Annotated in this window: 9 protein-coding genes; 2 read left to right on the top strand and 7 right to left on the bottom strand. The window is 70.0% G+C overall.

The annotated features are described in order from the left end of the window. Window positions 1-220 precede the first annotated feature (220 nt). Window positions 221-2,188 (top strand): asparagine synthase (glutamine-hydrolyzing), encoded by a 1,968-nt coding sequence (asnB, locus tag AC1Z3W_RS12680; protein WP_483507696.1) that lies wholly within the window; start codon window positions 221-223, stop codon window positions 2,186-2,188. A gap of 56 nt (window positions 2,189-2,244) precedes the next feature. Here the strand turns inward: asnB and AC1Z3W_RS12675 are convergent, their stop codons facing one another. From AC1Z3W_RS12675 to AC1Z3W_RS12655, 5 genes are all read right to left on the bottom strand, one after another. Then, a complete protein-coding gene (locus tag AC1Z3W_RS12675; RefSeq protein WP_483507695.1) occupies window positions 2,245-15,774 on the bottom strand; it encodes an LWXIA domain-containing protein in 13,530 nt (4,509 codons plus the stop codon). A gap of 252 nt (window positions 15,775-16,026) precedes the next feature. After that, window positions 16,027-16,830, bottom strand: a complete 804-nt coding sequence (locus tag AC1Z3W_RS12670) for a lytic transglycosylase domain-containing protein (RefSeq protein ID WP_175825665.1) — start codon at window positions 16,828-16,830, stop codon at window positions 16,027-16,029. Then, window positions 16,827-17,501, bottom strand: a complete 675-nt coding sequence (gene sctR / locus AC1Z3W_RS12665; protein WP_057928844.1) for a type III secretion system export apparatus subunit SctR — start codon at window positions 17,499-17,501, stop codon at window positions 16,827-16,829. The genes AC1Z3W_RS12670 and sctR overlap by 4 nt, the downstream gene beginning before the upstream one ends. Before the next feature lie 3 nt (window positions 17,502-17,504). Then, entirely contained in the window at window positions 17,505-18,689 is a 1,185-nt protein-coding gene (gene sctQ / locus AC1Z3W_RS12660; RefSeq protein WP_483507694.1) for a type III secretion system cytoplasmic ring protein SctQ, read from the bottom strand. A 366-nt stretch (window positions 18,690-19,055) separates the two neighbouring features. Next, the gene (locus tag AC1Z3W_RS12655; protein WP_057928842.1) at window positions 19,056-19,454 is read right to left on the bottom strand and encodes a winged helix-turn-helix domain-containing protein; all 399 of its coding nucleotides are present in this window, start codon (window positions 19,452-19,454) and stop codon (window positions 19,056-19,058) included. 433 nt (window positions 19,455-19,887) lie between these two features. On the opposite strand from AC1Z3W_RS12655, the gene AC1Z3W_RS12650 reads away from it, so the two are divergent. Further along, on the top strand, window positions 19,888-21,090 hold the full coding sequence (locus AC1Z3W_RS12650) for a Fic family protein (RefSeq protein WP_057928841.1): 1,203 nt from the start codon (window positions 19,888-19,890) through the stop codon (window positions 21,088-21,090). Window positions 21,091-21,204: 114 nt separating this feature from the next. Here the strand turns inward: AC1Z3W_RS12650 and AC1Z3W_RS12645 are convergent, their stop codons facing one another. Then, entirely contained in the window at window positions 21,205-23,415 is a 2,211-nt protein-coding gene (locus AC1Z3W_RS12645) for a xanthine dehydrogenase family protein molybdopterin-binding subunit (protein WP_124834367.1), read from the bottom strand. 2 nt (window positions 23,416-23,417) lie between these two features. Continuing rightward, the gene (locus tag AC1Z3W_RS12640) at window positions 23,418-23,879 is read right to left on the bottom strand and encodes a (2Fe-2S)-binding protein (protein WP_057928839.1); all 462 of its coding nucleotides are present in this window, start codon (window positions 23,877-23,879) and stop codon (window positions 23,418-23,420) included. Between the last annotated feature and the right edge of the window lie 103 nt (window positions 23,880-23,982).

The raw sequence follows: 23,982 nt of genomic DNA, 5'->3' as shown, positions 1-23,982 counted from the left end.
TACCGGTTCGGACGACGCGGCGTCGCGCGTCGGTCGTGCGTTTTTTCCTGGATGCCGTGCCGGTGCTTGACGCCGCTTTATTTTTCGATTTCGGCTGGCGTTCACCCACGAATTATTGCTGATTTATTTCTTCGTAATATGGCTCGACCGTCAGCAGGACGGCGGGCTACGAAGTTGCGCCGCCGCTGACGGAACAGGTTAACAGGGGCGGGCAAATCAAATGTGCGGAATCGACGGCTTTCTGAATAGCGTCGCCTTCGATGAGGAGACAGCGCGCGGCACGCTCGCGCGAATGACGGCGAGCCTCGCGCATCGCGGGCCGGACGCGCAGGGCCTCTGGGTCGACCCGGAAGCGGGTATCGCGCTCGGCCACCGGCGGCTTGCGATCGTCGATCTGTCGGTCCACGGCCGGCAGCCGATGGCATCCGTGTGCGGCCGCTACGTCATGGTCTTCAACGGCGAAATCTACAACCATCGCGAATTGCGCGCGGAGCTCGAGCGCGCGGGCCGCGCACCGGCGTGGCGCGGCCACTCCGACAGCGAGGTGCTGATCGCGGCGATCGCCGCGTGGGGCGTCGACGCGGCGCTGCGGCGCGCGACCGGCATGTTTGCGTTCGCGCTGTGGAATCGCGCGTCGCGGGTGCTGACGCTCGCGCGCGACCGGATCGGTGAAAAGCCGCTCTACTACGGCCGGATCGGCGACGCACTGGTGTTCGCGTCGGAGCTGAAGGCGCTGCGCGTCTATCCGGGCTTCGACGGCACGATCGATCGCGATGCGCTGTGCCTGTACCTGCGCCAGTCGAGCGTGCCCGCGCCGCATACGATCTATCGCGGCATCAGCAAGCTGCCGCCGGGCACCTTCATCCAGTTCGAGCATGCGCGCGACACGCCGCGCTTGCGCGCGTACTGGACGCTCGAGCAGGCGATCGAGGCGGGCCGCGAGCAGCCGTTCGAGGGTAGCGCCGACGAAGCCGTCGGGCAGCTCGACACGATCCTGCGCCAGGCCGTCGCGCGGCAGATGGAAGCCGACGTGCCGCTCGGCGCGTTCCTGTCGGGCGGCGTCGATTCGTCGGCGATCGTCGCGCTGATGCAGGCGCAGTCGGCGAACCCGGTCGACACGTTCACGATCGGCTTTCACGAGGCCGGCTACGACGAGGCCGGCTACGCGAAGGCGGTCGCGCGCCATCTCGGCACGCGGCATACCGAGCTCTACGTAACGGCCGATCATGCGCTCGGCATCGTGCCGAAGCTGCCGTCGATCTACGACGAACCGTTCGCCGACGCGTCGCAGATTCCGACTTTCCTGGTGTCGGAGCTGACGCGCCGGCACGTGAAGGTGAGCCTGTCCGGCGACGGCGGCGACGAACTGTTCGGCGGCTATACGCGCTACTTCCTGACGCCGCGCCTGTGGCGCAAGCTGCATCGCGTGCCGGCGGCGGTGCGCGCGCGGATCGCCGCCGCGTTGCACGCGCTGCGCCCCGATCACGCGGACCAGCTCGCGGCGGTCGCGCAGGGTGCATGGGGCGGCGTGGAAGCGCGCGATTCGGCGAGCCGCATCGGCGACCGGCTGCACAAGCTCGGGCACGTGATGACGGCCGAGAGCCGCATCGGGCTGTACCGGCTGCTGATGTCGTCGGTGCATCATCCGGAGCGCATCGCGCTCGCCGGGCAGGAGCCGCCGACGCCGCTCGATACGGTGTCCGCCTGGCCCGCCAACCTGAGCTTCGCCGAGCAGGCGATGGCGATCGACACGCTCACGTACCTGCCGACCGACATCCTCGCGAAGGTCGACCGCGCGGCGATGGCAGTGAGCCTCGAGACGCGCATGCCGTTCCTCGATCATCACGTCGTCGAATTCGCGTGGCGGCTGCCCGCGTCGGTGCGTTTGCCGGAAGGACAGTCGAAGGCGCTGCTGCGCCGGCTGCTCGACCAGTACGTGCCGTCGGCGCTGATCGACCGGCCGAAGCAAGGCTTCTGCGCGCCCGTCGATCACTGGCTGCGCGGCGCGTTGCGCGACTGGGCCGACGCGCTGCTGCAGCCGTCGCGGTTGCGCGACGAGGGGTTCTTCGATGCGGCGGCGGTCGAGCGGCTGTGGCGGCAGCACCAGACGGGCCGGATGAACTGGCAGCACCAGCTGTGGACGGTGCTGATGTTCCAGGCATGGCTGGAGGGGCAGCGCGCGGGATGAGGCGGCGCGCTGCCGTCGGCCGGATCGGCCGGGATCGCCGGCCTGCCGGTTGACGCTCAGCCGACGTTCAGCGGCAACCCGATCTGCAGGTGCGCGGAATCCGCCGCGGCCGCCGGATTGAGCTGCACGATCTCACGGAACGCGGCCACGTCCTGCTGGCCGACCGACATCTTCTGCTGGTCGGCGCGCGACACGTGAGCGGCATCGAGCAGCGATTGACGGTGGCGATCCGCGATCACCCACAGCGAGTCGCCGTCGACGACGATATAGGGCTGCGGTGACGGCGACGGTTGCGTGCTCGACGGCGACGGCGTGGCGCTGGCCGGCGGCGACGCCGGGGTGGTCGGCGAGGCGCTCGGCGATGCCGTTGGGGACGCACTCGGCGATGCACTCGGCGATGCGCCGGGCGCGAGATTCGACTGCGACGACTTCGGCTGATTCGACGATCCGGACCCCGCCCCGAAGAACGTCGTCCACAAGCTCTCGATCAGCTTGTACGCGAATGCACCGACCGGGATCAGCACGACGGCCGTCGGGATTTTCTTGATCAATGGCGTCGCGTTCGGGAAATGCGTGTTCAGGCGCCCGCCGAGCAGCAGGGCGGTCGATACGCCGGTCGCGATCGCGAGATCGTAATGGCCGCCGCTCCACTGCACGCCGGTGCCGAGGCCGCCGTACGCGACAGCCATGAAGTCGCTCGCCGAATCGGTGAAGCGTACGATGCGGCTGCGCTTGTCGGCATTCACGCGGTGCGCGCCGATCGTGTAGACGAGCCCCGCATAGGTGGCGCCGAACGCGCCGCTCGCGATGGCGGCCGAGCCGTACGCGAGATCGAACGCGCCGTGCGCGTGCACGACGCCGCTGATGCCGACCGCGAGCGTGGCGGTCGACGTGATCGCGGCGCCGGCGCGGCCCGCGATCCCGAACAGGTGACGCGGGTTGCCGGTATGGAGCTGCTGCAGCGACGTGCCGCCGACGGTGCCCTGCATCTGCGCGAGCACGTCCGCGGCGAGCGCCTTGATGTGCGTGGTCGCATCGTCGAAGCTCATCAGCCCGACCCGATTCAGCTCGACATACTGCGCGGCCAGCGTGCGCGCTTCGTTCGATACCTGCTCGAGCTGGGCGCGCCGGTTCTGGCCATAGTCGTGCGCGCCCGACCGCAGTTGCCGCGACAGCGTCACTTCGAGCCGCGTGAGCACCGCCTGCGCGGCCTTCGGGTCGCCGGCCTGCAGGCTGCGCACCGCACCCTGGTGCATCACCTGGAACACGCGGCCCAGACGCGAGCCGAGCAGGAACGACGACGTCGCGCTGCCCAGCATGTCCTGCCGAAGCAGATGCGTCGCGCCGAGCGTATCGGCGATCACGAGCGCACCCGCACCGGTGACGAGCGAGCTGAAGCCGATCGACTTCCACAGCTCCGCCTTGCGGAACGACGGTCGGTGCACGCGCAGTGCGTTGATCTGCGCGAGCGCCTGCATTTCCTCGATCACCTTCGCCTGTTTCGGGTTCGCCGCGATCTGCCGGCCGACGCTGATCGGCTTCGACGGGTCGTTCTTCAGCGCTTCGCGCTCGACCACCGATTGCCAGTACGCGCGGCTGCCGGCAAGCGGACCCGCGGGATCGGCGGTCGACACGACGGTGCCGCGCGCGGGAGCCCGAGTGCCGGCGTCGGCGAGCCAGCGTTCGCCGAAGCGGCGGGCGAGCTTTTCGGTGCGCGTGGCGGGCGGGTGATTCGCCGCTGTCCACTGCGTCATCGCGTGGTCGATGGTTGCCTTGCGCGCCTGGTTGACGAGCGCGGTCGTGTTGCGTTCGTACAGCTCGCCGCGCAGCGTCGCGAGCGTATCGTCCGACAGGCCTTTCGACTTGCCGATACGCGAGATCTCCGCGAACAGCACCTGCTGCTGGTTCGCGAATGCCTCGGGGCTCACCGGTTCGAACACGCGCGTGAGCGCGTCGGCGCCGTGCAGCCGTGCGAATTTGCCGTCATGGTCGGTCTGGTAATAGTCGACGATCCGTTCCGCCAGCGCGCGCGTCAGATCCTGGTTCGCGATGAAGTCGGCGCCGTGCGTGCCGTACGACAGCCCGACATGCAGCCAGTCGATCGCCTTGCGGTCGAGCAGCGCATCGAGCAGCTCGACGTGGCCCGCGCCCGGAACGGGTTCGAGCACGGCGTCCCAACCGTGGAAGCTCAGCATCACGTTCGGCGCGGGCTCGCCGGCGTGATCGTGCGACCACGTCTCGAACGACGTCATGAGCCGCGCGTACTCGGCGTAGCTGTCGTTCGTGCCGGCGATCGTGCGGCGGTCCTCCGCGGACACGAGCGGGCGGCCCGACGCCGCTTCGAGACGAAGCTGGAAGCCGTAGCGCGATGACGCGGTGAGCCATTGGTGCAGATGCGCGACGTCGTCGAGTTCGAGCGTGCGCGTGGTGCCGTCCGGCGCCTCGCGCGTGATCGTGGCGTCGGCCTCGTTGTAGCGCGCGCCGATCGGGGAGCCGAACTGGCGCGCGCGCCGGATGAACGCCGGATCGTGCTTGCCGCCGCGCGCGGCGGCGAGCGTGTGCGGATCGACCGGAATCGACACGACGGGCATCGCGCCGCCGTATTGCTCGATCTGGCGCACCGCGAGCGCGGGATCGTCGCGCAGGTTGAACGCGCGCGCCATCGGCGCGACGCGGTCCTGGATCTCGGCCGGTGCGCGCACGAACGCCTGGATCACGCGCTTGTCGATCATGCGCGCAGCACTGTGGCGCGTGGCGTACGCCTGCATCCACTTCACGAACCGGTTGTGATCGCCGGCGGGATCGGCGACCGGCCCGCGCGACGGCATGCTCGACACCTCGCGCGCGAGACCGATGCGGTTGCCGAGCGCCTTCCACATCGGCGCGTCGGCCAGGATCGTCTGCGGCTCGTCATTCAGCGCGAGGCCGCCGGCATCGGGCTGGCGCTTGCGCGCGGCGACCGCCTTCACGCGCTCGACCGTCGGGAACCATTCGGACACCTTCGCGGCGCCGTAGCGCATCACCCATTCCGCAACCGTGCTCGAACCCAGGCTCGGCTGGTACGGACGCAGCGTCAGCGGCTTGGCTGCGGGCGTCTTCGGTGCCTTCGGCGTGGCCGGCGTGTTGGCGGCGCGGTTCGCCGCACGGCGGCCGCGCAGCCTGCCGCCCTTGCCGCGTATCGCATTGCGCATCCGGCCGGCGGGGCCGGTGGCCGCGCCGCCGGCAGCGGGCTGCGCGGCCTGCCGCGCGGCTTGCTGGGCGGCGGCGAGGTCGGCCTGCGCCGCTTTCACGCGATCGATCTGGCCGGCGATCTGCGTGCGGATCCAGCGCGTCGCGAGGTCGAACTTCTGCGGCAGCGCGTCGAAATACGACTTTTCGTCGAGCAGCTGCGCGAGGCGTTGCGCGAGCGCGGCCTTCTGCGTGGCGATCGCGCGCGGGTCGAACGCTTCGGGCTTGAGCGTCGACAGCAGGAAGTGCTGGTTCGCGCCGAACGGGCCACGGCCGAGCGGCATCTCGTCGAGCGGGCGGCCCGCATCCGGTTGGTCGCGAAGCTGCTCGGCGTCGTCGTACCAGCGTGCATTGCCGTCGTGGATCGCGATGATGCCGCGACGCGTATGCAGCGATTCGGCGACCGGATGGTCGGTCTCGTACACGTACACGTAGTGATCGCCGGGGATTGCCTTCAGCTCCAGCGCGCGCATCAGGTGCAGCGTGTTCGCGCCGCTGAAGTCGACCGCGAGCTGCTCGCTGTCGGGGACGAGCTTCGGCGGCAGGAACGGGCTGTCGGCGCCCTCGATCTCGGCGATCTTGCGGCGCACGCCGGGATCGGCTTTCGCGAGGCCGCGCTGCACGCGCGTGCCGAGTTTCTGCACGGGCGCCTTTTCGTCGCCGAGCGCCTTGCGCATTTCCGCCGGCGCGAAGCCGCCGTAGCGCTCGACCGTGTCGTGCGCGACGTCCGTCACGACGAACCGCACGCCGCGCCGGCCGCCGGACAGGTCGCGCGCACGCCTGCGGAACGCGGCGCCCAGTTCGCGCGGCGCGATCGTCGCGTCGCCGAGCGACGTCGACTCGTGATAGGTCCAGTCGTGCGCGGCGTCGCGCGTCGCGTAGCCGAGCACCTTGCCGGTCTTCTTGTCGATCGCGTAAAGCGTCGCGCCGTCGCCGGCTGCCTTCGCGGCCTGCTTCGGCCGGCGAAAGCGCGGTGCATCGACGAGCGATTTCAACGTCGTGACGACGTTCGCGTCGGGCGCGGCCGCCGCCTGCTCGGCTTCCCATGCGCGGCCGTCGCTGCGCGCCGTGATGCGCGCGGCGCCGCCATACTCGCGCAGTTCCGCGAGCGGAACGGGCGACACGTAGAAATCGACGTCCGCGCGCTCCGCGGTGCCGTTGTCCTTCAGCGCACGATAGACCTCGTCCCGAATCGGCACGGCCGGATCGGCGGAGGCCTTGTCGACGAACGTGCCGTTCTCGTCGGTGCGCAGGCTCGCGACGAACTTCGGCTGCGGATGGCTTGCATCGACCGCATCGGCCGGCCGTTGTTCATGCTCGGCGATCAGCACGTACGCGTTCGTGCCGAACGCGTCCTTCATCTGCGCGAGCGACGCGAGCTGCGAGCCGTCGATACGGATCAGGTCGCGCTTGCCGTGCGACGCGAGATGATCGAGCGCATGCTGCCGGCTCGCGGCGTCCGGCGTCGCGGCAGGGACCGGCGCGTTCGACGCCGGCTGCGGCGCGGGCGCCGGCATCTCGCGCGGCATGCCGCTTGCATGCATCGTGTCGGCCTGGCTCGCGTAGTAGGTGCGATAAGTCGCGTGGCCCGGCACGGATGGTGCGACGTCGCCGAATGCGGCCGCGAGACGGCGCAGCCCGGCTTCGTCGCCAGGCGTCACGCGGTCGGCCTCGCGCGCGATCGCGTCGGGCAGGCGTGCGTCCTTCGCGATGTCGATACCGGCGTCGTCGAGGATCTCGCGGCGCACCGCGAATGCGTTCGCCTGCGCGCGCGCTTCGGCCATCAGCGCACTGTCGGTCAGCGCTTCGGGAGACGAGCGATCGAGCCCGAGCCGGTGCGTGATCGTCTCGACCGCGTGCTGTGCTTCGTGCGCGAGCGTGTAGACGAGCGTGCCGGTGCCGTGGAACTGCCCGTCGAGCACGATCCGCTGCTTCGCGGTATCGATCCGGCTGCCGCGTCCGGCGCGGCCAACCACGACTTTCCAGCCGGCCTCGTCCGCAAGCGCGAGCTGCTGGCGCAACAGGTTCGAGCGGTCGACCAGCGCATGCGCCGCCTTCGGCAGCGGCGCGCCGCCGAAGCGCATCCGGATCCGCGTGATGACGGACGGCTTCTGCACGAACGCGTCGGGCGGCAGGTGTTCGGTGATGCCCGGATGCGCGAGCTCGATCGCGCCGCGCGCGATGCCGTCCTCCAGCATCACGCGCAGCGTGCCGATCTCGCGGACGATCCCTTCGACGTTCAGCTTCGGCGCATCGGCCATGACCGTCGACGGGTCGCTCAGATAGAAGTCGCCGCGTGCGTCGAACACGCCTTCGAAGTCGTAGTAGAGGCGGTGCTGCGCGGTGATGTCGCGTGCGCGGTCGAGCTGCGCGAATGCGTCGCGCGTGACCCGCGACGGCAGCACGCCGGCCATCACGTCGTGGCTGCTGAGCGACGCGAACGGCGCGTACATCACGGCCACGCGATCGAACGCCGCGAACGGGCCGCCGACCGTGAGCGTGCGCAGCCCGTGCGCGCGCAGCGCCGCGAGTCCTTCCTGTTCGAGCCGGATCGATTCGATGTGGCCGAGGATCGCGCGATTGTCCGTGCCCTGGTAGAGGCCGATCGCGTTGTGCCGGCCCAGTTCGAACACGGTCTTCTCGATGCCCGCGCCGGTTGCCGCGCCGGTGAAGCGCTCGACCGGCAGGCGCGCGCCCGGATCGCCGCTCGCGTGGACGCCGTTGCCGTCGACGTCGAGCGGGCCCAGGTCCGGACGCTGGTGCGGCGCCGGATCGTAGCGCAGCCACGCGTTCGTGTGGCCGAGCCGCGCTTCGGCGCCGAAGCCGACCGCGATCGTCGGCGGTGCGTAGACGGGGCGCTGCCAGATGTTCGCGAGCCATGCCGCGGCGTCGCGACCGTTGCGCGCCGACAGGATGACGGACGAGCCGGGCAGGCCGAGCACCGAGCGGTGCGCGAGCGTGACCTCGACCGGCGTGTACGGCTTGCCGTCCGGATCGACGAGGCGGCCTTGCGCGTCGGTGACGCCATGCACGATCACGATGCCGCCGTCGCGATCGTAGGACAGCGGGCCCGAGCGGTCGAGCGTCAGCGCGTCGACGCCGGCTGCCGCCTTGCCGTCGAACGGCGATGCCTTCACGGGCCGCGCGCGCGACCATGCCGTTTCGTCGGCAAGCGTGGCGGCCGTGTCGCGCGCGGGGGCCGGCATCGTGACGCCGGCGCGCTGCGCGGCCTGCGCCTGGCGTCGATACAGTTCGCCGTAGGTCACGCCGCCGTCGAGCGACGTGGGTGCGTGCTCGAACGCGTCGGCGAGGCGCGCGATCGACGCGGCGTCGCCGGCCCGCGCGCGGCCGTATTCGTTCGCGATCGCGTCGGGCAGCGCGACGTGGCTGCCGATATCGATGCCGAGGTTCGCGCGGATCTCGTCACGGACCGCAAAGGCATTGACTTGCGCGCGCGCTTCCGCGAGCAGCGCGGAGCGCACGTAGCGCTGCGTCGATCCGTAGTCGAGCCCCAGCGTGCCGGTCGCGGCCTCGACCGCGTGGCGTGCTTCGTGCGCGAGGACGTAGACCATCGAGCCCGCCGACTGCAGGCCGCCGTCGATCGTGACGCGCCGCCGCCGTGTATCGATCTTGCTGCCGCCGCCCGGCTTGCCGCGCACGACCTTCCAGCCGGCCTCGCCGCCGAGCCGGAGTTGTTGCGACAGCAGGCTCGATGCGTCGATCAGCCGGTACGCTTCCTTCGGCAGCGGCGCGCCGCCGAAGCGCATCCGCACGCGCGTGATGACCGACGGCTTCTGCACGAACGCATCGGGCGCCGGCGTTTCGGCGAGCCGCGGATGCGCGAGTTCGATGTTGCCGCGCTCGAGGCCCTGCGTCAGCGCGCGCTCGATCACCGCGAGCCGCTGCAGCGCGGTGAAGTGCTCGCCCGCGCCCATGCCGATCGGGCCCGGGTCGCTCAGCAGGAAATCGCCGTCGTGCGTGAACATGCCTTGCAGGTCGAAGCCGATGCCCGTGCTTTCGACGACGTCGCGAATCTGCCGGATGTGCTCGAGCGCCGCGCGCGACACCACGCGCGGCAGCGCGCCCGTCTCGAAGCCGAAGCTGTGGAACACGCCGAGCGGCCGGTACAGCACCGCGACGCGGTTCAGCGCGGAGAACGGGCCGTTCATCGCCACGGTCTTCAGCCCGTAGGAAGCGAGGTCGTCGAGCGCGATGCTTTCGTCGATTGCCGCTTCGATCTGGCGGCCTTCCGACGTATGCGGGCCGGTGTCGTAGACCGCGAGCGCGGCATCGTGGCCGAGCGCGAACACGGTTTTCTCGCCGCCCGAGCCGAGCAGTTCGCCGACGTGGCGCTCGACGTCGATCCGCGCGGCCGGGCTGCCTTCGACGTGCACGCCTTCGGCATCGGCCGCGAGCGGGCCGAGGTCGTGCGGTGCCGCGGGCGCCGGGTCGTAGCGGCGGAACACGCCGGTGTCGAGCAGCGCCGCGCGCTCGCCCACGGCGTGCGCGGGCGGCGCATACACCGGGCGCTGCCACAGGTTCGCGAGTTGTGCGGCGGCGGCATCGCCGCCGTGCTTCGCGGACAGCACGATCGAATAGCCGTCCTGCACGAGGAACGCCGGCGCCTGGTCGAGCGCGTATTCGTGTACGCCGGCCGGCCGCCCGCCGGCGAGCAGCGTGCCGTCCGGCAGCGTGTCGGCGTGCAGCATCAGCACGCCTTCGTCCTGCAGCATCGTGAAGTGGCGGCTGCGGGCCGCCTGCAGGTCGGCCACGGCAGGCACCGGCCCGTCGCCGAACGGCGATGCGTATTCGGCATGCGCGCGGCTCCATGCGACCCGGTCGTCGAAGCTGCGCACGCCACGCGGCGCGTCGCCGGTCTCGCGCGTCTGCGGCGCCGGCATCCGGCGCGGGATACCGCCGCGGCGCTTCTGGCGCGACCACACGTCGTCGTAGAAGTCGCGGTAGGTCTCGCCGTCGCGACCCGACACCGGCGAATCGGCGAAGGCGTCGACGAGGCGTCCGACCGTGCCCGCGTAGTCGTGTGACGGCGCGCGCCATGCGGCGCCTTCGCGCTCGATCGCATCGGGCAGGCGCACGTGCGCGGCGATGTCGCCGCCGCCCGCGAGCTGGATCTCGTAGCGCGCCTCGAACGCGTTGATCTGCGCGCGCGCCTCGGCTTCGAGCGCCTTGCGCGTGAAGCGGCTGCGGTTGCCGTAGTCGAGGTTCAGCACGCCGGCCATTGCCTCGACGGCATGCCGTGCCTCGTGCGCGAGCGTGTACGTGATGCTGCCAGGATGCTGGAGGGCGCCGTCGATCGTCACGCGGCGCTTGCGCGGATTGATGCGGCTGCCGCCGCCGCGCTTGCCGAGCGTCACGCGCCAGCCGGCGTCCTGCAGCATGCGCAACTGCGTCGCGAGCGTGCCGGACTGCATCGCGAGCGCCTGCGCGGCCTCGGGCAGCGCCGCGCCGCCGAAGCGCATCTGCATCCGCGTGATCCAGCCGGGATTCGATGCCCCGTGGTCGGGCGGTGCGGTTTCCGTCGTTTCGGGGTGCGCGGCGGCGAGGCCGATGTCGTCGTTCGCCGCAGTGCGACGCTCGCCGCCCGCCGGCGCGCGCGCGGCCTTGCCGTCGGCGGTGCCGGGCGCGCGCGGGCCGCGATCGGCGGCGGTCGTGTCGCGCTCCGCCGCGCGCTCGGGCGCGCCCGGGCGATCCGGCTTGACGAGCACGAGCACGCGGTTCGGCGCGCTGAACACGCCGTCGAGTGCATTGACCGGCTCGGCAGGCGCGGCCGTACGCGGCATCGCCGGTTCGTTCGGGCCGCGCTTGCCGGCCAGTACGATCACCGTGTTGTCGGCGGCGGCGGCGGCGGCGGCGGCGGCGGCGGCGGCGGCGGCGCGCGGCGCCGACGGCGACGCTTCGTCGGGCGCGACGCCGGCCGGCAGGCCGGTTTCGTTCGCCGCGGCCGTTTCCGGTGCGGGATCGAAGCGCAGCACGCGCGCCTGCGCGTGCAACTGGCCGTCCGCGTTGAACGCGTCGGGCGCGGCCGCATAGACGGGCTTTTGCCAGCGGTTCGCGAGTTCGGCCGCGAGCGCCGCGTCGTGCTCGCCGGCAACGACGATCACCGGTTCCTCGAGATCCTGCGGGCGCGGCGCGGACGGCCGCGCACCGGGCGCGTCAGGCGTCGCGCCGCTGCGCACGACGTAGACCGTGCGATCGCCGACTTCCATCGGCTCGGCGCTCGGCCCGCGCGGCACCGCGATGCCGGCCGGGTCGGACGTCGCCGTTCGCATGGCGCTCGCATCGTCCGCCAGGTCGATGACCTTCGCGTTGACGCGCGGCGGCGCGCCGTCCGGCTCCGCACGCGTGCCGGGGCCGGTCGCGTCGTCGGTCTCGACAGGGCGCCAGCGCATCGATTGCGTGTCGGCGCTGCGCCGATTCGTGCTCGCGGTGGTGCTGCGTTCGGCATCGGTTTCGTCGCGCTGCTGCTGGACGCGCGCGCGCGCCTCGCTGGTGCGTCGCGTGCTGCGTGCGTCGGCGGACACGCTCGCGGTCTCGCCTTCGGCCGCCGTTTGCGCGAGGCGGCGTGGCGCCTGCGTGCTGGCGGCCGTCTGCCGGTACGCGTCGCTCGCCTGGTCGAGCACATGCTGCAGGATGTCGAGCGGGGCTTTCGCGACGATCTTCGGCGTCACGCTCATCTCGCCTTCGGGGCCGAACGACATGCGCTCGCCGGTGCCGGTCACGTCGTCGACGCGCGTGCCGTTGGTCCAGTTCTTCGGCGACGCCGACACGACGGACAGCGTGCCGTCCTCGCCGAGCACCACCGATTCGCCGGGCGGCAAGCGCCTGGCCGATGCGCGGTCGAGCACGCGAATCGGCTTGTTGTCGTAGGTCAGCACCTTGTCGCCCACGCGCAGCGTGCCGTCCGGCGACACCTTGACGGCTTCGCCGTCGAGCGTCACGCGGGTGCGGCCGGCCGCGAGCGACGACGCGTCGGCGCCGTTGAGAATCCGGCCGATCGTCTGGCTGTCGACGGTGACGGTCTTGCCGTCGGTCCCGCGGATCGGCACCGGCCGGCCGGTGCGCGTGCGCACCGACGTCACCGCGCGCTCCTTGAGGCCGCCCGCGGCCATCAGCGCGACGTTGGTGAGCCCGGACTTGAGTTCCTCGCCGGCCGCCTTCTTGTCGCCGGTGACGAAATAGTCGTAGCCGGCTTCGCCGAACGCCTCGACCGCGCCGCCCACGCCCGTCACGACGGCGGTGGTCCGCGCGCCCGTGGCCAGCACCGACGCGACTTTCGGCGTGCGCGTAAGCGCGGTCACCGCGCGCGTGAACAGCTTGCTGCCGGCGAGCTTCGCTGCGCCTGCCGCGCCCATCGGCACGAGATTGATGAAGTCCGCCCGCGCGCCCGCGTCGGTAAACGGGTTGAGGCTGCGCCCGTGCTCCGCGCGGTTTGCCAGGTCGAGCCCGGCGCTCGTCATCGTCGCGCCGATCGCCGTGTACATCATCCCCGCGCCGAGGATGTTCAGCGGCACGCCGACGATCGCGCCGATGCCGGTGCCGTCGAGCAGCGTGCCGAGACCTTCGAGTGCCATCCCGCCGACCATCATGCCGATGTTCAGGCCGGTGCTGGTCAGCGTATTGAGGAAACTGTCGAAGCCGCTTTCATGATGCGCGGCCCTCGACACGAGTTGCAGCGTGCCGTCCGCGTTGTGGCCGGTCGCGATATCGACGGTCCCGTCCTTCGACAGCTCGTTGTTGTCGATGTAGTCGTTGATGTCGTCGTAGGTGCTCGCCGTCTCGTCGACGTATTGCGTGCCGTCCTTGCCGCTGACCTTGAAGAGCGCGCTCGTGGTCATGCCGGCATCTTTCGCCGCATACACCATCGGCAGCACGCTGACCTGCGTCGTCGCGCCGCCGCCGATCGACAGCAACTTGTCGCGCACGCCGTTGATCGTCGACAGCTTGTCCTTGTCGGTGAAACGCGCGACGTCGTCCTTCAGTGGCGATACGGCATCAGAACCGTCGCCGGACGATGCGTCGTTCTGGACGTCGGGCTGCATCCCGAGCGCGACGCCGATCAGGTTGCGCTGCTCGTTGTCGGTCAGCTTGCCGAACGCGATCGTGCCGCCGTTGTTCGTGCTCGCGCTCGCTGCGTCGAGCAGCGAGTTCGACAACTCGCCACGATGCGCTTCGTAGAAATCGTGCAGCGCCTTCGTGTAGTCCTTCTCGGCGTCCGAGCCGGACGCCGCGTAGCGCAGCCGTTCGTCGAGCCCCGCGTCGAACTGGTCCATCAGCACCTGCTGGTGCGACGTCTCGCTCAGCAACTGCAGGCGCTGCACCGCGTTGTCCGTCTGCGTGACGGCCGCCTTCGCCTTGTCCAGCTGGTCCTGGTACAGGTTCGGGCGCGGCATCGACGGCGCCGGAATCATGTCGTCGCCCGCGACATAGCGGAAGCGCACGGGCGGCGGATTCGCAGCCGCCCAGTCGTCGTACTGCTGCTGCACCGACGCGAGCGTGCTCTTCGCCTGCGTCTGCTGGATACGCGCCTGCGACAGCGCGGCCTGGGTCGCGCGCTCGTTGACCGAATCCGACAACCGGCTGTCGGCCGCGCGGATCGCGCCCACGGCCACCTGCATGCGCTTCACGTCGAGCATCGTCGGGCCGGTCGGCGCGGCCGACGGGTGCGCGGACTGCGGCAGCAGGAACGGGCTGTCGAGCAGCGGCGATGCAGGCAGCGACGACGTGCCGTTCGCGCTCGACAACATCGGCGCTTGCAGCGGCGACGCACTCGGCAGCGCCGGCGTGCCGGTGGGGGCGGCGGACGCTGCCGTCGACGGCGACGACGCGGGCAGGGGCGGCCGGCCGCTCGCGGTCGACAGCGACGGCGTCAGCAGCAGCGACGGGAGCGTGGGCTTCGTCAACGGCGATTGCGCGTCGACCCGCGCCTTGATCTGCGATGCCTGATCGTCGTACTGCTGCGCGAGCGTCGCGCCGTACGCGGCGACGAAGCCATCGTGCGCGATGCTTGCCTGCTGCTTTGCCTGGTCGAGCTTCGCATACGCGTCGCCGAGGTCGAGATCGACCTGCGGATCCTTGATCATCGCGTGCGGATTGTCCTTGTGCCACGCGGTGGATGCGTCCTGCTTGTTCGTATAGTCGGCCTGCAGCGTGTCGACCTGACGCTGCGCGGACAGCATCTGCAGATAGCCGCCGCTCGTGTTCGCGGCCGTCTGCGCGCGGGCGAGCGCGGTCTTCGCGTTCGACACCGCATTCGGGACGATCACCGTCGGCCCTTCCTTGCCGCGGGCCGAATCGTATTGCTGCTGGGCGTTCGTGAGCGTCAGGCTGTCGTTGGCCGCGCCGTACGCGGCATTCGCATAGTTCGCATCCTTCGCGGCCGACGTGACGGCCTGCTGTGCGTCGTCCCGCGAAGCGGGCGCATCGGGCATCGTGACCTGCAGCTCCAGCGGCTGCAGCGCGTCGTTCAGCCGGCCGACGCCCGCATCGAGCGCGGCCTGGTAGTCCGGATCGGCGAGATAGGACTGGAACTGCGTATACGCGAGGTTCGAATTCGCGACGTCCGCGTAGTACTTCGACGCGCCGACGGCCGCCTTCGCGCTCGCGGTCTGCCAATCGTCGTAGAGCCGGATCTGCAGCGGGTTCTTGCAGTCGCTTGCCTGCGGCACCCAGTTCGGATCGTTCGCGTGATCGGGGAATGCCGCCAGCAGCGTCTTGAACTGCTGGTCGGCCGCGTGTTGCGCGTCGCCCGGGTCCGTCACCTTGCCGGAATCGTCGATCTTCATCCCGGCCGGCATGTCGGCGTTCGCCTGTTCGCCGTACAGGATCATGTAGCCGGCGTCGGTCGTCACGTTCAGCTCGCGCTGCGCGGTGTCGGCCGACGTGCGCGCCTTCGCGTAGTCGGCTTGCGCGGTCTTGCGGTCGTCAGCCGTCGACTCGGGGTCGCGATTGACCAGGTGCAGGACGTTCTGGGCGCCCTGCAGCGTCTGCGACGCGTTGTCGTACTTCGTCTGCGCGTCCTGGATCGCCTTCTGCACCGCGCGCGTCTTGTCGTTCTCGACGGTGATGTCGGGCGGCGGCGCCGTATATTGCGCGGCCATGCTCTGGGTCAGCGACGTCGCGGACGTGATCTCCGCGTTGGTCGGCTTCGACGGATCGGTGGCGAGCGACGCGCTGACGGGAATCGGCGGTGCGGCGGTGGGGTTCGCCGGCCCCGCGGCCGGATCGTCCTTCTTCGGCGGAGGGGGAGGCGGGGGCGGCGGTGCGACGACCGGATTCAGCGTTTCCGACAGGAAGCGCTGCCAGTTGACACCCAGTCCCAATCCGTCGATCAACAGCATGCTCGTCTCCGTTGAACCGCGCGATGCGCGGCACGCACGACGCCCTGCACGTCGCGACGCGATCGTTCGAGTGTACGGACGCGCATTGCGGCGCAGATACCGCTGTTTCGTAGCGGGGCGAGGCGGCCAGCGTACCGGCGCGGCGCGGGCTACGAGACGGGCGCGGGGTGCGGCGGTGCCGCCGCGCCGCGTCGTTCGGACCCCTGAAAACGGCACGAACGCGGGCCTGCGGTGCCGCGCGCGATCATTCGGTCACTGATCGAGACACCGTACGCATAGCCGCTTCGCCTGGCTCGCCGGCAACCCGCGGCACATCATCACGACGGGGCGCGCATGGCACGACGGCGCGTCGGCCGATGCCGCCGGCGACGCGAGCCGTCGCGCGCGCTCGGGCGGCGTGGTCGCGACGGCGTCCATGCGCCGTTGTCGCGCGGGCGGCGGCGTATCGCTGACCACCGGAATCGGCTCGACGCCGCCTTCGCGCGCGTTGCGCTGCGCGCTCGCGACGACGCGGCTCACATAACCGCTCGAGAAACCGGTCGTGAAGTTGCCGCTGTAGTAGCACGACAGCGCCGCGCGCAACGCGGCCTGCGCGGCGCGGCCGGTGTTCGACGAACGCGCGAAGCATTCGGTCAGGATCGCGCCGCCCGCCCGCAGGTTGCGGCACGGCTCGAACATCGTCGTGTCGTCGAGGCCGTATTTCGCGAAATTGCGCTCGTTCACCTGCGCGAGGCCGACGCTGTAGCTGAAGCCGCGCGCGGCCAGCTCGCTCGCCGTCGCGCGCGCTTCGTCGAGCGACGCGGGCTGGCGCGTCAGGTGGCCGCCGACCACGCCGATCGCATACGGATTGAAACCGGACTCGGTGCGTACCAGCGCGGCGAGCGTGTCGGGATCGACGTTCGGCGCGCAGGCGCGCGCGAGCTGCGCGAAGCCTGCGGCGCTGCCGGCCGCGTGCGCGCTGCGCGGCTGCATGCCCGCCCCGGCGAGCGCCAGTGCGAGCGTCGCGATCAGCGCGCACAGGCTCGCAACGGCGGAGCGCCGGCCGCGCGCGTTCATCCCGCCCCCGCCACGCGATACGACAGCACGAGTCCGTGCACGAGCAGCGACCAGCCGTCGAGCGCGACGAACAGCAGCAGCTTGAACGGCACCGAGATCGTCGTCGGCGAGATCATCTGCATCCCGAGCGCGAGCAGGATGTTCGCGACCAGCAGGTCGACCACGATGAACACGATATAGATCACGAAACCGATCTGGAATGCCTTGGTCAGCTCGGCGAGCGTGAAGCTCGGCACCAGCACGAGCAGGTCGTCGTCCTTGATGCCGTCCGCGCGATTCTTCGGCCAGACCGACGTCGCGGTGCGCACGAAGAATTCGCGATCGCGCTGCCGCGTATGCGACACCAGGAAATCCTTGATCGGCGGCAGCGCGGCATCGGCGAGCACGCCGATATCGGCGGTCGACAGCTGCCCCGATGCGTCGAAGTGGCGGGACTGCAGCGCGTCGCGGATCGACATCCCGACCGGCGCCATGATGAACAGCGACAGGATCAGCGCGATGCCGTTCAGCACGAGGTTCGGCGGCACCTGCTGGATCCCGAGCGCGGAGCGCAGCAGGCCGAGCACGACCACGAGTTTCGTATAGCTCGTCACCATCAGCGCCGCGAACGGCGCGATGCCGAGCGCGGCGATCACCGCGATCAGCGCGACCGGATTCGGCAGGCTGCCCATCGTTCAGCGCTCGCGCGGCGCGGGCTGCGTCAGCGTGACGACGCGCACGCCGAGCTTCTGGCCGACCGCGATCAGGTGGCCGGTGCCGATCAGCATCCCGTTCGCGACCAGATGGATCACGCTCTGGTTGATGCCCTGCTGCAGCTCGATCACCGCGCCGGGTTGCAGCGCGCCGAGTTCGCCGAGCGGGATCGACGTGGGCGGCAATTCGAAACGCAGGTCGACCGCGAGGCCGTCGAGCGAGCGCGGCGCATCGTCCGGCGACGCTTCGTGCGCGGTCGCGGGCGGGGTGTCGGTGCGGGTCGGTTCCAAAGGCATCTCCCTGATTCGTTCGACGGTCAGCCGGTTGCCCGACGGCCGTCCGGTGATCTCCCATGCCGGCGCGGCCGGCACCCGCGCGACGCACAGCAGGTTCTGCTCGTGCGCGCGCCAGCGCTCGATCGCGATGATGTCGCCGCCGACGACGTCGGCCAGCTCGGCCGTCGTCAGCTCGGTCCGGCCGATCTCGAATACCAGCGGCACCGGCAGGCTCGCATAGGCGGCGCGCGTATCGGGCCGCGCGGCGGCCGGCGTCGCGAAGAACACCGCGAGCGCATCCGGCGCATCGAACAGCAGGGCGCCATGGCAGCGCCATGCGCCGTCGGCGCGACGCAGCTCGAAGCGCAGCGCGGCCGGCGCGGTGCGCCACGCGGGCACGCTCGCCGAAGGTGGCAGCAATTCCACGCGCTGCCGCGTCGCGGCCTGCAGCACGGTCGCGAGCGGCGCGGCGAGGTCGGCGAGCAGCGCCGCGCGGATCACGGCCGGCACGGCCGGGTCGGCCGCGTCGCCGAGCCACTCGCCTTCCGCGACCGGGTCGATCCACAGCGAGCCGGCGGCCGGGCCGACGACGAAGCGGTACGCATGCGCGTCGGCGGCCGGTTCGGCATCGACGCGCCAGCGCACCTCGTACGCGTGTTCGCCGAGCGTGACCGGCACCGCGGCCGTTGCGCCGTATGCATGCGACAGCCCGCGCGCGGCGGCGGCGGACAGGCGCGGCAGGTGGGGCGACGCGTCGAGCGCGACCGCGACCGGCGCGGGCGCGGGCGCGGGCGCGATGGCGGGCGCGGCGACGGCCGGGCTGGCAGCGGCGGGCGGCGCCCGGTTCGCGGCGTCGCCGGCGTCGGCATTCGTCAGGGACAGCGCAGGCACGGGCGGGATCAGGGCGGATTCGGCGTTGGTTCGACGGGTTGTTGTGGCCGGCGGCGCGGAAGGCGCGCGGCTGCTGCGTCGATTGTAGGGACGGCACCGGTCGCGCGCCGCGCCGGAATCCGTAGTCGCGCGCATCCGGCGGACGCGCCAGCGGCGGCGAGCTACGAAGGCAGTTGCGCGGCGGCGTGGCCGCGTGCGGCGTCGCCCGCCCAAATGCGACCGCCGCCCGGAGGCGGCGGTCGTGTCGCGGCCGGGCAGGCGTGCCGGGCCGCGAGGCGCCGCACGTCGAATGCGCGGCGCGGCGAGGGGAGGCTTGCCGGCGCGCCGCGCAGGGGCAGGCGGCGCGCGGGTGAGCGTCGCTACGCGTTACACGTAGTCGGCGGCTAGCGCCAGTTGCGGGGCGGCGCGCAGGATCGGCGCCACGTCGTGGCGCTCGACGTGCGTCATGGCCGCGCCGAACAGCACCAGGCGATAGCCGACTGCATAGATCGGGATGATCCGCAGGTTCTTGTCGTGATCGAGCTGCAGCTTCGAGCGGATGCGCGAGATGTGGGTGTCGAGCGTGCGCGACGACACGCCGAGCTCGCGGCCCCAGACCGCTTCCTGGATCGCTTGCCGCGGCACGATCTTGTTCATGTTGTCGAGCAGGAATTCGACGACATCGAATTCACGCGGCGTGACGTCGACGACTTTGTTGTCGATTTCGATCGTGCGGCGCACGAAGTTGATTTTTATGTTGTCGATGTACAGGTATTTGCAATCCATGTTGGCCCTCGCATGTCCGTAAAGGAGTGTTTGCAGGTCATGTACCGCAACTTCCGGGCCAGGGATGGACTGGGGGGAAACGAAGGACGGGGTGACGAGGCGGGCGGCGCGCCAGCCTTGAATCTAAAAGAATTTTTAACGCGAGGCGCGTGGCCGGCTTCGGAAGGGTCGGAGCAATATTGAAGGATTGTTACGTAGCATCGATGGGGAACGTTACGGGCGTTACGGGGGGCGTAACGTGGGGACGAGCCGATGACGAGTCGCCGGCCCGCCGCGCCGCGTGCTGCGCGTTCCAGCAAAAAACCCTACATGGAACCCTACATAAAACCCGACTCGGTATTGAGAAAATTTCATATAAATCATGGATATAAGTTGCTAAAATTGGCGACTTGAAACCCTACATCAAACCCTACATAGAACCCTACGGCGAAGCATGACGACAGTTGCTACCTTCGAACCGCTGTTTCCCGAGGACCGTGTCCTCGATCCGCTGCTTGACCAGGCCGGGCAACTCGTTGATGCGTCGCAGCGATTGCTCGCAGTGAGGGATACGCCATTGGCCCGCGCGCTCGTTCCCCAGTTACGCGCAATGAATTCGTACTACACGAACAAGATCGAAGGCCAGCATACGACCCCGGCCAGGATCGAGGCCGCGCTTCATCGCGATTACTCGTCCGATATCGTCGAGCGCAGGAAGCAACGCTTCGCGGTCGCGCATATCGCAACGGAAGCGGCGCTCGAGGAAGAATGGGCAGCCCTTTCGGTCGCCGCGCTGTTCGAGCCCGCGCGAATCTCGGCCATCCACGCGCGGTTCTTTTCCTGTTTGCCTGCGGATGAACGACTCGCCGAGGGTGGACAAATCATTGTTCCCGGCGAGCTTCGGCGGTCGCGTGTGACGGTCGGACGCCATCTGGCGCCGGAGCCGGAGATGATCGAGCCGTTGCTTCAGGCCTGGGCGGCACGTTACGCGCGTATCCGTCCGAAGGAATATCAAGTGATCGGGATCGCTTGCTCGCATCATCGCCTGGCATGGGTGCATCCGTTCATGGATGGTAACGGCCGGGTGGCGCGTCTGCATTCGCATCTTGGATTCCGTGCCGCCGATCTCACCCATGGGCTGTGGTCGCCGCTTCGCGGGTTGGCGCGCGAGCATGAGCAGTATTACGCGAGGCTGAGCGAAGCCGATCAGACTCGACGCAACGATCTGGACGGACGGGGCAACTTGTCGCAGGAAGGGCTCGTCAAGTTCGCCCGGTTCTTTCTGGACTGCTGTGCGGATCAGGTCGGATTCATGGTCCATATGACAGCGTTCGACGGCGTGACGGCGCGTATGCTGGACCTGTTACGTTACCTGGAATTCAATCCTTGGAGCATCCGCTCGGAAAAATCGGTCATCAAGGCGGAAACCGCAGCGTTGGCCATGGAATTCGTGGCGCTGCGTCGTGCCGTCACGCGCGCGGAATTCACGCAGATGCTTGGTGTAAGCGACGTGCTGGCGCGCCGCATCGTTCGATCGCTGCTCGATTTCGGGCTTCTGACTTCTCCTTCTCACCGCGGCGAGCTTTCCTTCGGGCTGCCGCTTGCGGCACTTCGATTTCTTTTCCCTAGGTTGTGGCCGGAAGTCGAACAGGAGTAAGCGATCCGGGCTGTCGCATCGCATTCCGGGCGGCGGATGGTCGCGCGATACAAAAAAACCGGCCGCGCAACGTTCCCGTTACGCGGCCGGCCCAGCGTTCCGCCTTTCCGCCCGTCAAGCCTTCGCGTGATCGCCCGAATCGAACGGCAGCACGTAATGCCGCTTGCCGGTCGCCGCGAAGATCGCGTTGGCGACCGCCGGCCCGATCGGCGCGACACCCGGCTCACCGACGCCGGTCGGCGCCTCCGCCGACGGCACGATATGCACCTCGACCTTCGGCATCTCCGCCATCCGCAGCACGTGGTAGCCGTCGAAGTTGCGCTGCTCGACCTGGCCGTCCTTCAGCGTGATCGCGCTGTGCAGCACCGCGCCGAGCCCGAAGCCGATGCCACCTTCCATCTGCGCGGCGACGATGTCGGGGTTGATCGCGATCCCGCAGTCGACCGCGCACACCACACGCTCGACCTTCACCTTGCCGTCCGCGTCGACCGACACCTCGGCCACCTGCGCGACATAGCTCTTGAACGCCTCGGCTACCGCGATCCCGCGCCCGCGGCCCTTCGGCAGCGGCTTTGCCGGATCCCAGCCGGCCTTCTGCGCGACCAGCTCGAGCACCGCGCGCATCCGCGGCTCCTTCGCGAGCAGGTCGCGGCGGAACTGGTACGGATCCTTGCCGGCCGCGTGCGCGGCTTCGTCGATGAACGCCTCGACCGCATACGCGGTGTGCGAGCTGCCGACCACGCGCCACCACAGCACGGGCAGGCCGACCTTGGTGGTCGTGAGTTCGACCGACACGTTCGGCACCGCGTACGGCAGGTTCGCCGCGCCCTCGACCGACGTCGCGTCGATCCCGTTCTTCACCATGAACGGCTCGAACGGCGTGCCGGCGAGGATCGACTGGCCGACGATCCGATGACGCCAGCCGACCAGCCGGCCGTCCGCGGTCAGCCCCGCGTCGAGCTTGTGGAAGTACATCGGGCGATAGAAGCCGCCCTGGATGTCGTCCTCGCGCGTCCACTGCAGCTTGACTGGCTTGCCGTCCGCGCCGAGCGCCTTCGCGATCGACACGGCCTCGACCACGTAGTCCGACCACGCGTTCGCGCGCCGGCCGAAGCTGCCGCCCGCGTACAGCGTGTGGATCTGCACCTGCTCGGGCTTCAGGCCCGCAACCTTGGCCGCGTTGCCCTGGTCGACCGTCTGGAACTGGTCGCCGGCCCAGATCTCGCAGCTGTTGCCCGTCAGCTTGACGACCGCGTCGAGCGGCTCCATCGGCGCATGTGCGAGATACGGGAATTCGTAGGTCGCGCTGACCTTGCGCGCGGCGCCCGCGATCGCCGCGTCGGCATCGCCGTCCTTGCGCGCCGACGCGCCGGGCTTGGCGGCGAGCTGCCGGTATTCGCGCATGATCTCGTCCGAGCCGCGCTTTTCGGCGTTCGCTTCGTCCCAGTCGATCTTCAGCGCGTCGCGGCCCTGTTTCGCGGCCCAGAAGCCGGTCGCGACGACCGCGACGCCGTGCGGCACCTGCACGACCGCCACGACGCCCGGCACGGCCTTCGCGGCCGTCGCGTCGAACGACTTGACCGTCGCGCCGAAGCGCGGCGGGCGCTGCAACAGCGCGACGCGCATGCCGGGGAACGTGGTGTCGAGCGTGAAATGCGCGGTGCCGTTCGACTTGGCCGACGCGTCGACGCGCGGAATGCGATGGCCGATCAGCTTGAAATCGGCCGGCTGCTTCAGCGTGACCTTGTCGGGCACCGGCAGTTTCGATGCGTCGGCAACCAGCGTGCCGTAGGCGGCCGTCTTGCCGCTCTTCGCATGCGTGACGACGCCGTTCGCGGTGGTCAGCTCGCCGGCCGGCACCTTCCAGCGGGCCGCCGCGGCCGACACGAGCATCGCGCGCGCCTTGCCGCCCGCTTCGCGCAGCTGCTGCCACGAGTTCGACATGGCCGAACTGCCGCCCGTGCCCTGCATCGTGCCGAACGCGAGGTTCGCATAGCGCTTCGCATCGGCCGGCGCGCTTTCGACGCGCACGCTCGACCAGTCCGCGTCGAGCTCCTCGGCGACGATCGTCGCGATGCCCGTGTATGCGCCCTGGCCCATCTCGACGTGCTTCGCGATGACCGTGACCGCGCCGTCGGGCGTGATGCGCAGGAACGCGTTCGGCGCGAAATCGGCGGCAGGTGCCGTCGCGGCGAGCGCGCGGCGGCCGAGGCCGGCCCATTCGAAGCCGATCGTCAGGCTGACGGCGGCCGCGGCGCCCGCGGCCTTCAGGAACGTGCGGCGCGACGGTCGTACCGAACCGGGATTGTCGAGTTCGATCGTCATGGTCAGGCTCCCAGCGTCGTGGCCGCGTCGTGGATCGCGGCCCGGATGCGGGCGTAGGTCGCACAGCGGCAGATGTTGCCGTTCATCGCGGCATCGATGTCGGCGTCGGTCGGCTTCGGATTCTGTTCGAGCAGCGCGGTGGCCGACATGATCTGGCCGGACTGGCAATAGCCGCACTGCGGCACCTGCAGCTTCACCCAGGCGGCCTGCACGGCCTGCGCGGGCTTGCTCTGCAGCCCTTCGATCGTCGTGATGTGCTTGCCCGCGATGCCGGCGAGCGGCAGCACGCACGAGCGGACGGCCTGGCCTTCGAGATGGACCGTGCAGGCGCCGCACTGCGCCATGCCACAGCCGAACTTCGTGCCGGTCAGCCCCGCGTGTTCGCGGATCGCCCAGAGGACGGGCATCGACGGATCGGCGTCGAGCGTGACGCTCTTGCCGTTCAGGACAAACGTGGTGGGCATTTTTTGTCTCCGTGGGGAAAACCCGGCATGCGCCGGATCAGGTGGCAGTGTGCGCGAACGGTCGATCTTTACGGCTACCCAATCCTGCAAATTTATTGAACAA

The organism is Burkholderia sp. 10_S31 (genome assembly GCF_056930375.1).
The sequence above is the reverse complement of the archived record's forward strand: the minus strand, read 5'-3'. Positions and strand labels throughout refer to the sequence as shown.

Bases quoted from the DNA above. Each gene is read 5' to 3' on its own strand.
- AC1Z3W_RS12675 (WP_483507695.1), bottom strand. From the start codon at position 15,774: ATGCTGTTGATCGACGGATTGGGACTGGGTGTCAACTGGCAGCGCTTC.
- AC1Z3W_RS12655 (WP_057928842.1), bottom strand. From the start codon at position 19,454: ATGGATTGCAAATACCTGTACATCGACAACATAAAAATCAACTTCGTG.
- AC1Z3W_RS12650 (WP_057928841.1), top strand. From the start codon at position 19,888: ATGACGACAGTTGCTACCTTCGAACCGCTGTTTCCCGAGGACCGTGTC.
- AC1Z3W_RS12640 (WP_057928839.1), bottom strand. From the start codon at position 23,879: ATGCCCACCACGTTTGTCCTGAACGGCAAGAGCGTCACGCTCGACGCC.
- AC1Z3W_RS12670 (WP_175825665.1), bottom strand. From the start codon at position 16,830: ATGAACGCGCGCGGCCGGCGCTCCGCCGTTGCGAGCCTGTGCGCGCTG.
- AC1Z3W_RS12645 (WP_124834367.1), bottom strand. From the start codon at position 23,415: ATGACGATCGAACTCGACAATCCCGGTTCGGTACGACCGTCGCGCCGC.
- sctR (WP_057928844.1), bottom strand. From the start codon at position 17,501: ATGGGCAGCCTGCCGAATCCGGTCGCGCTGATCGCGGTGATCGCCGCG.
- asnB (WP_483507696.1), top strand. From the start codon at position 221: ATGTGCGGAATCGACGGCTTTCTGAATAGCGTCGCCTTCGATGAGGAG.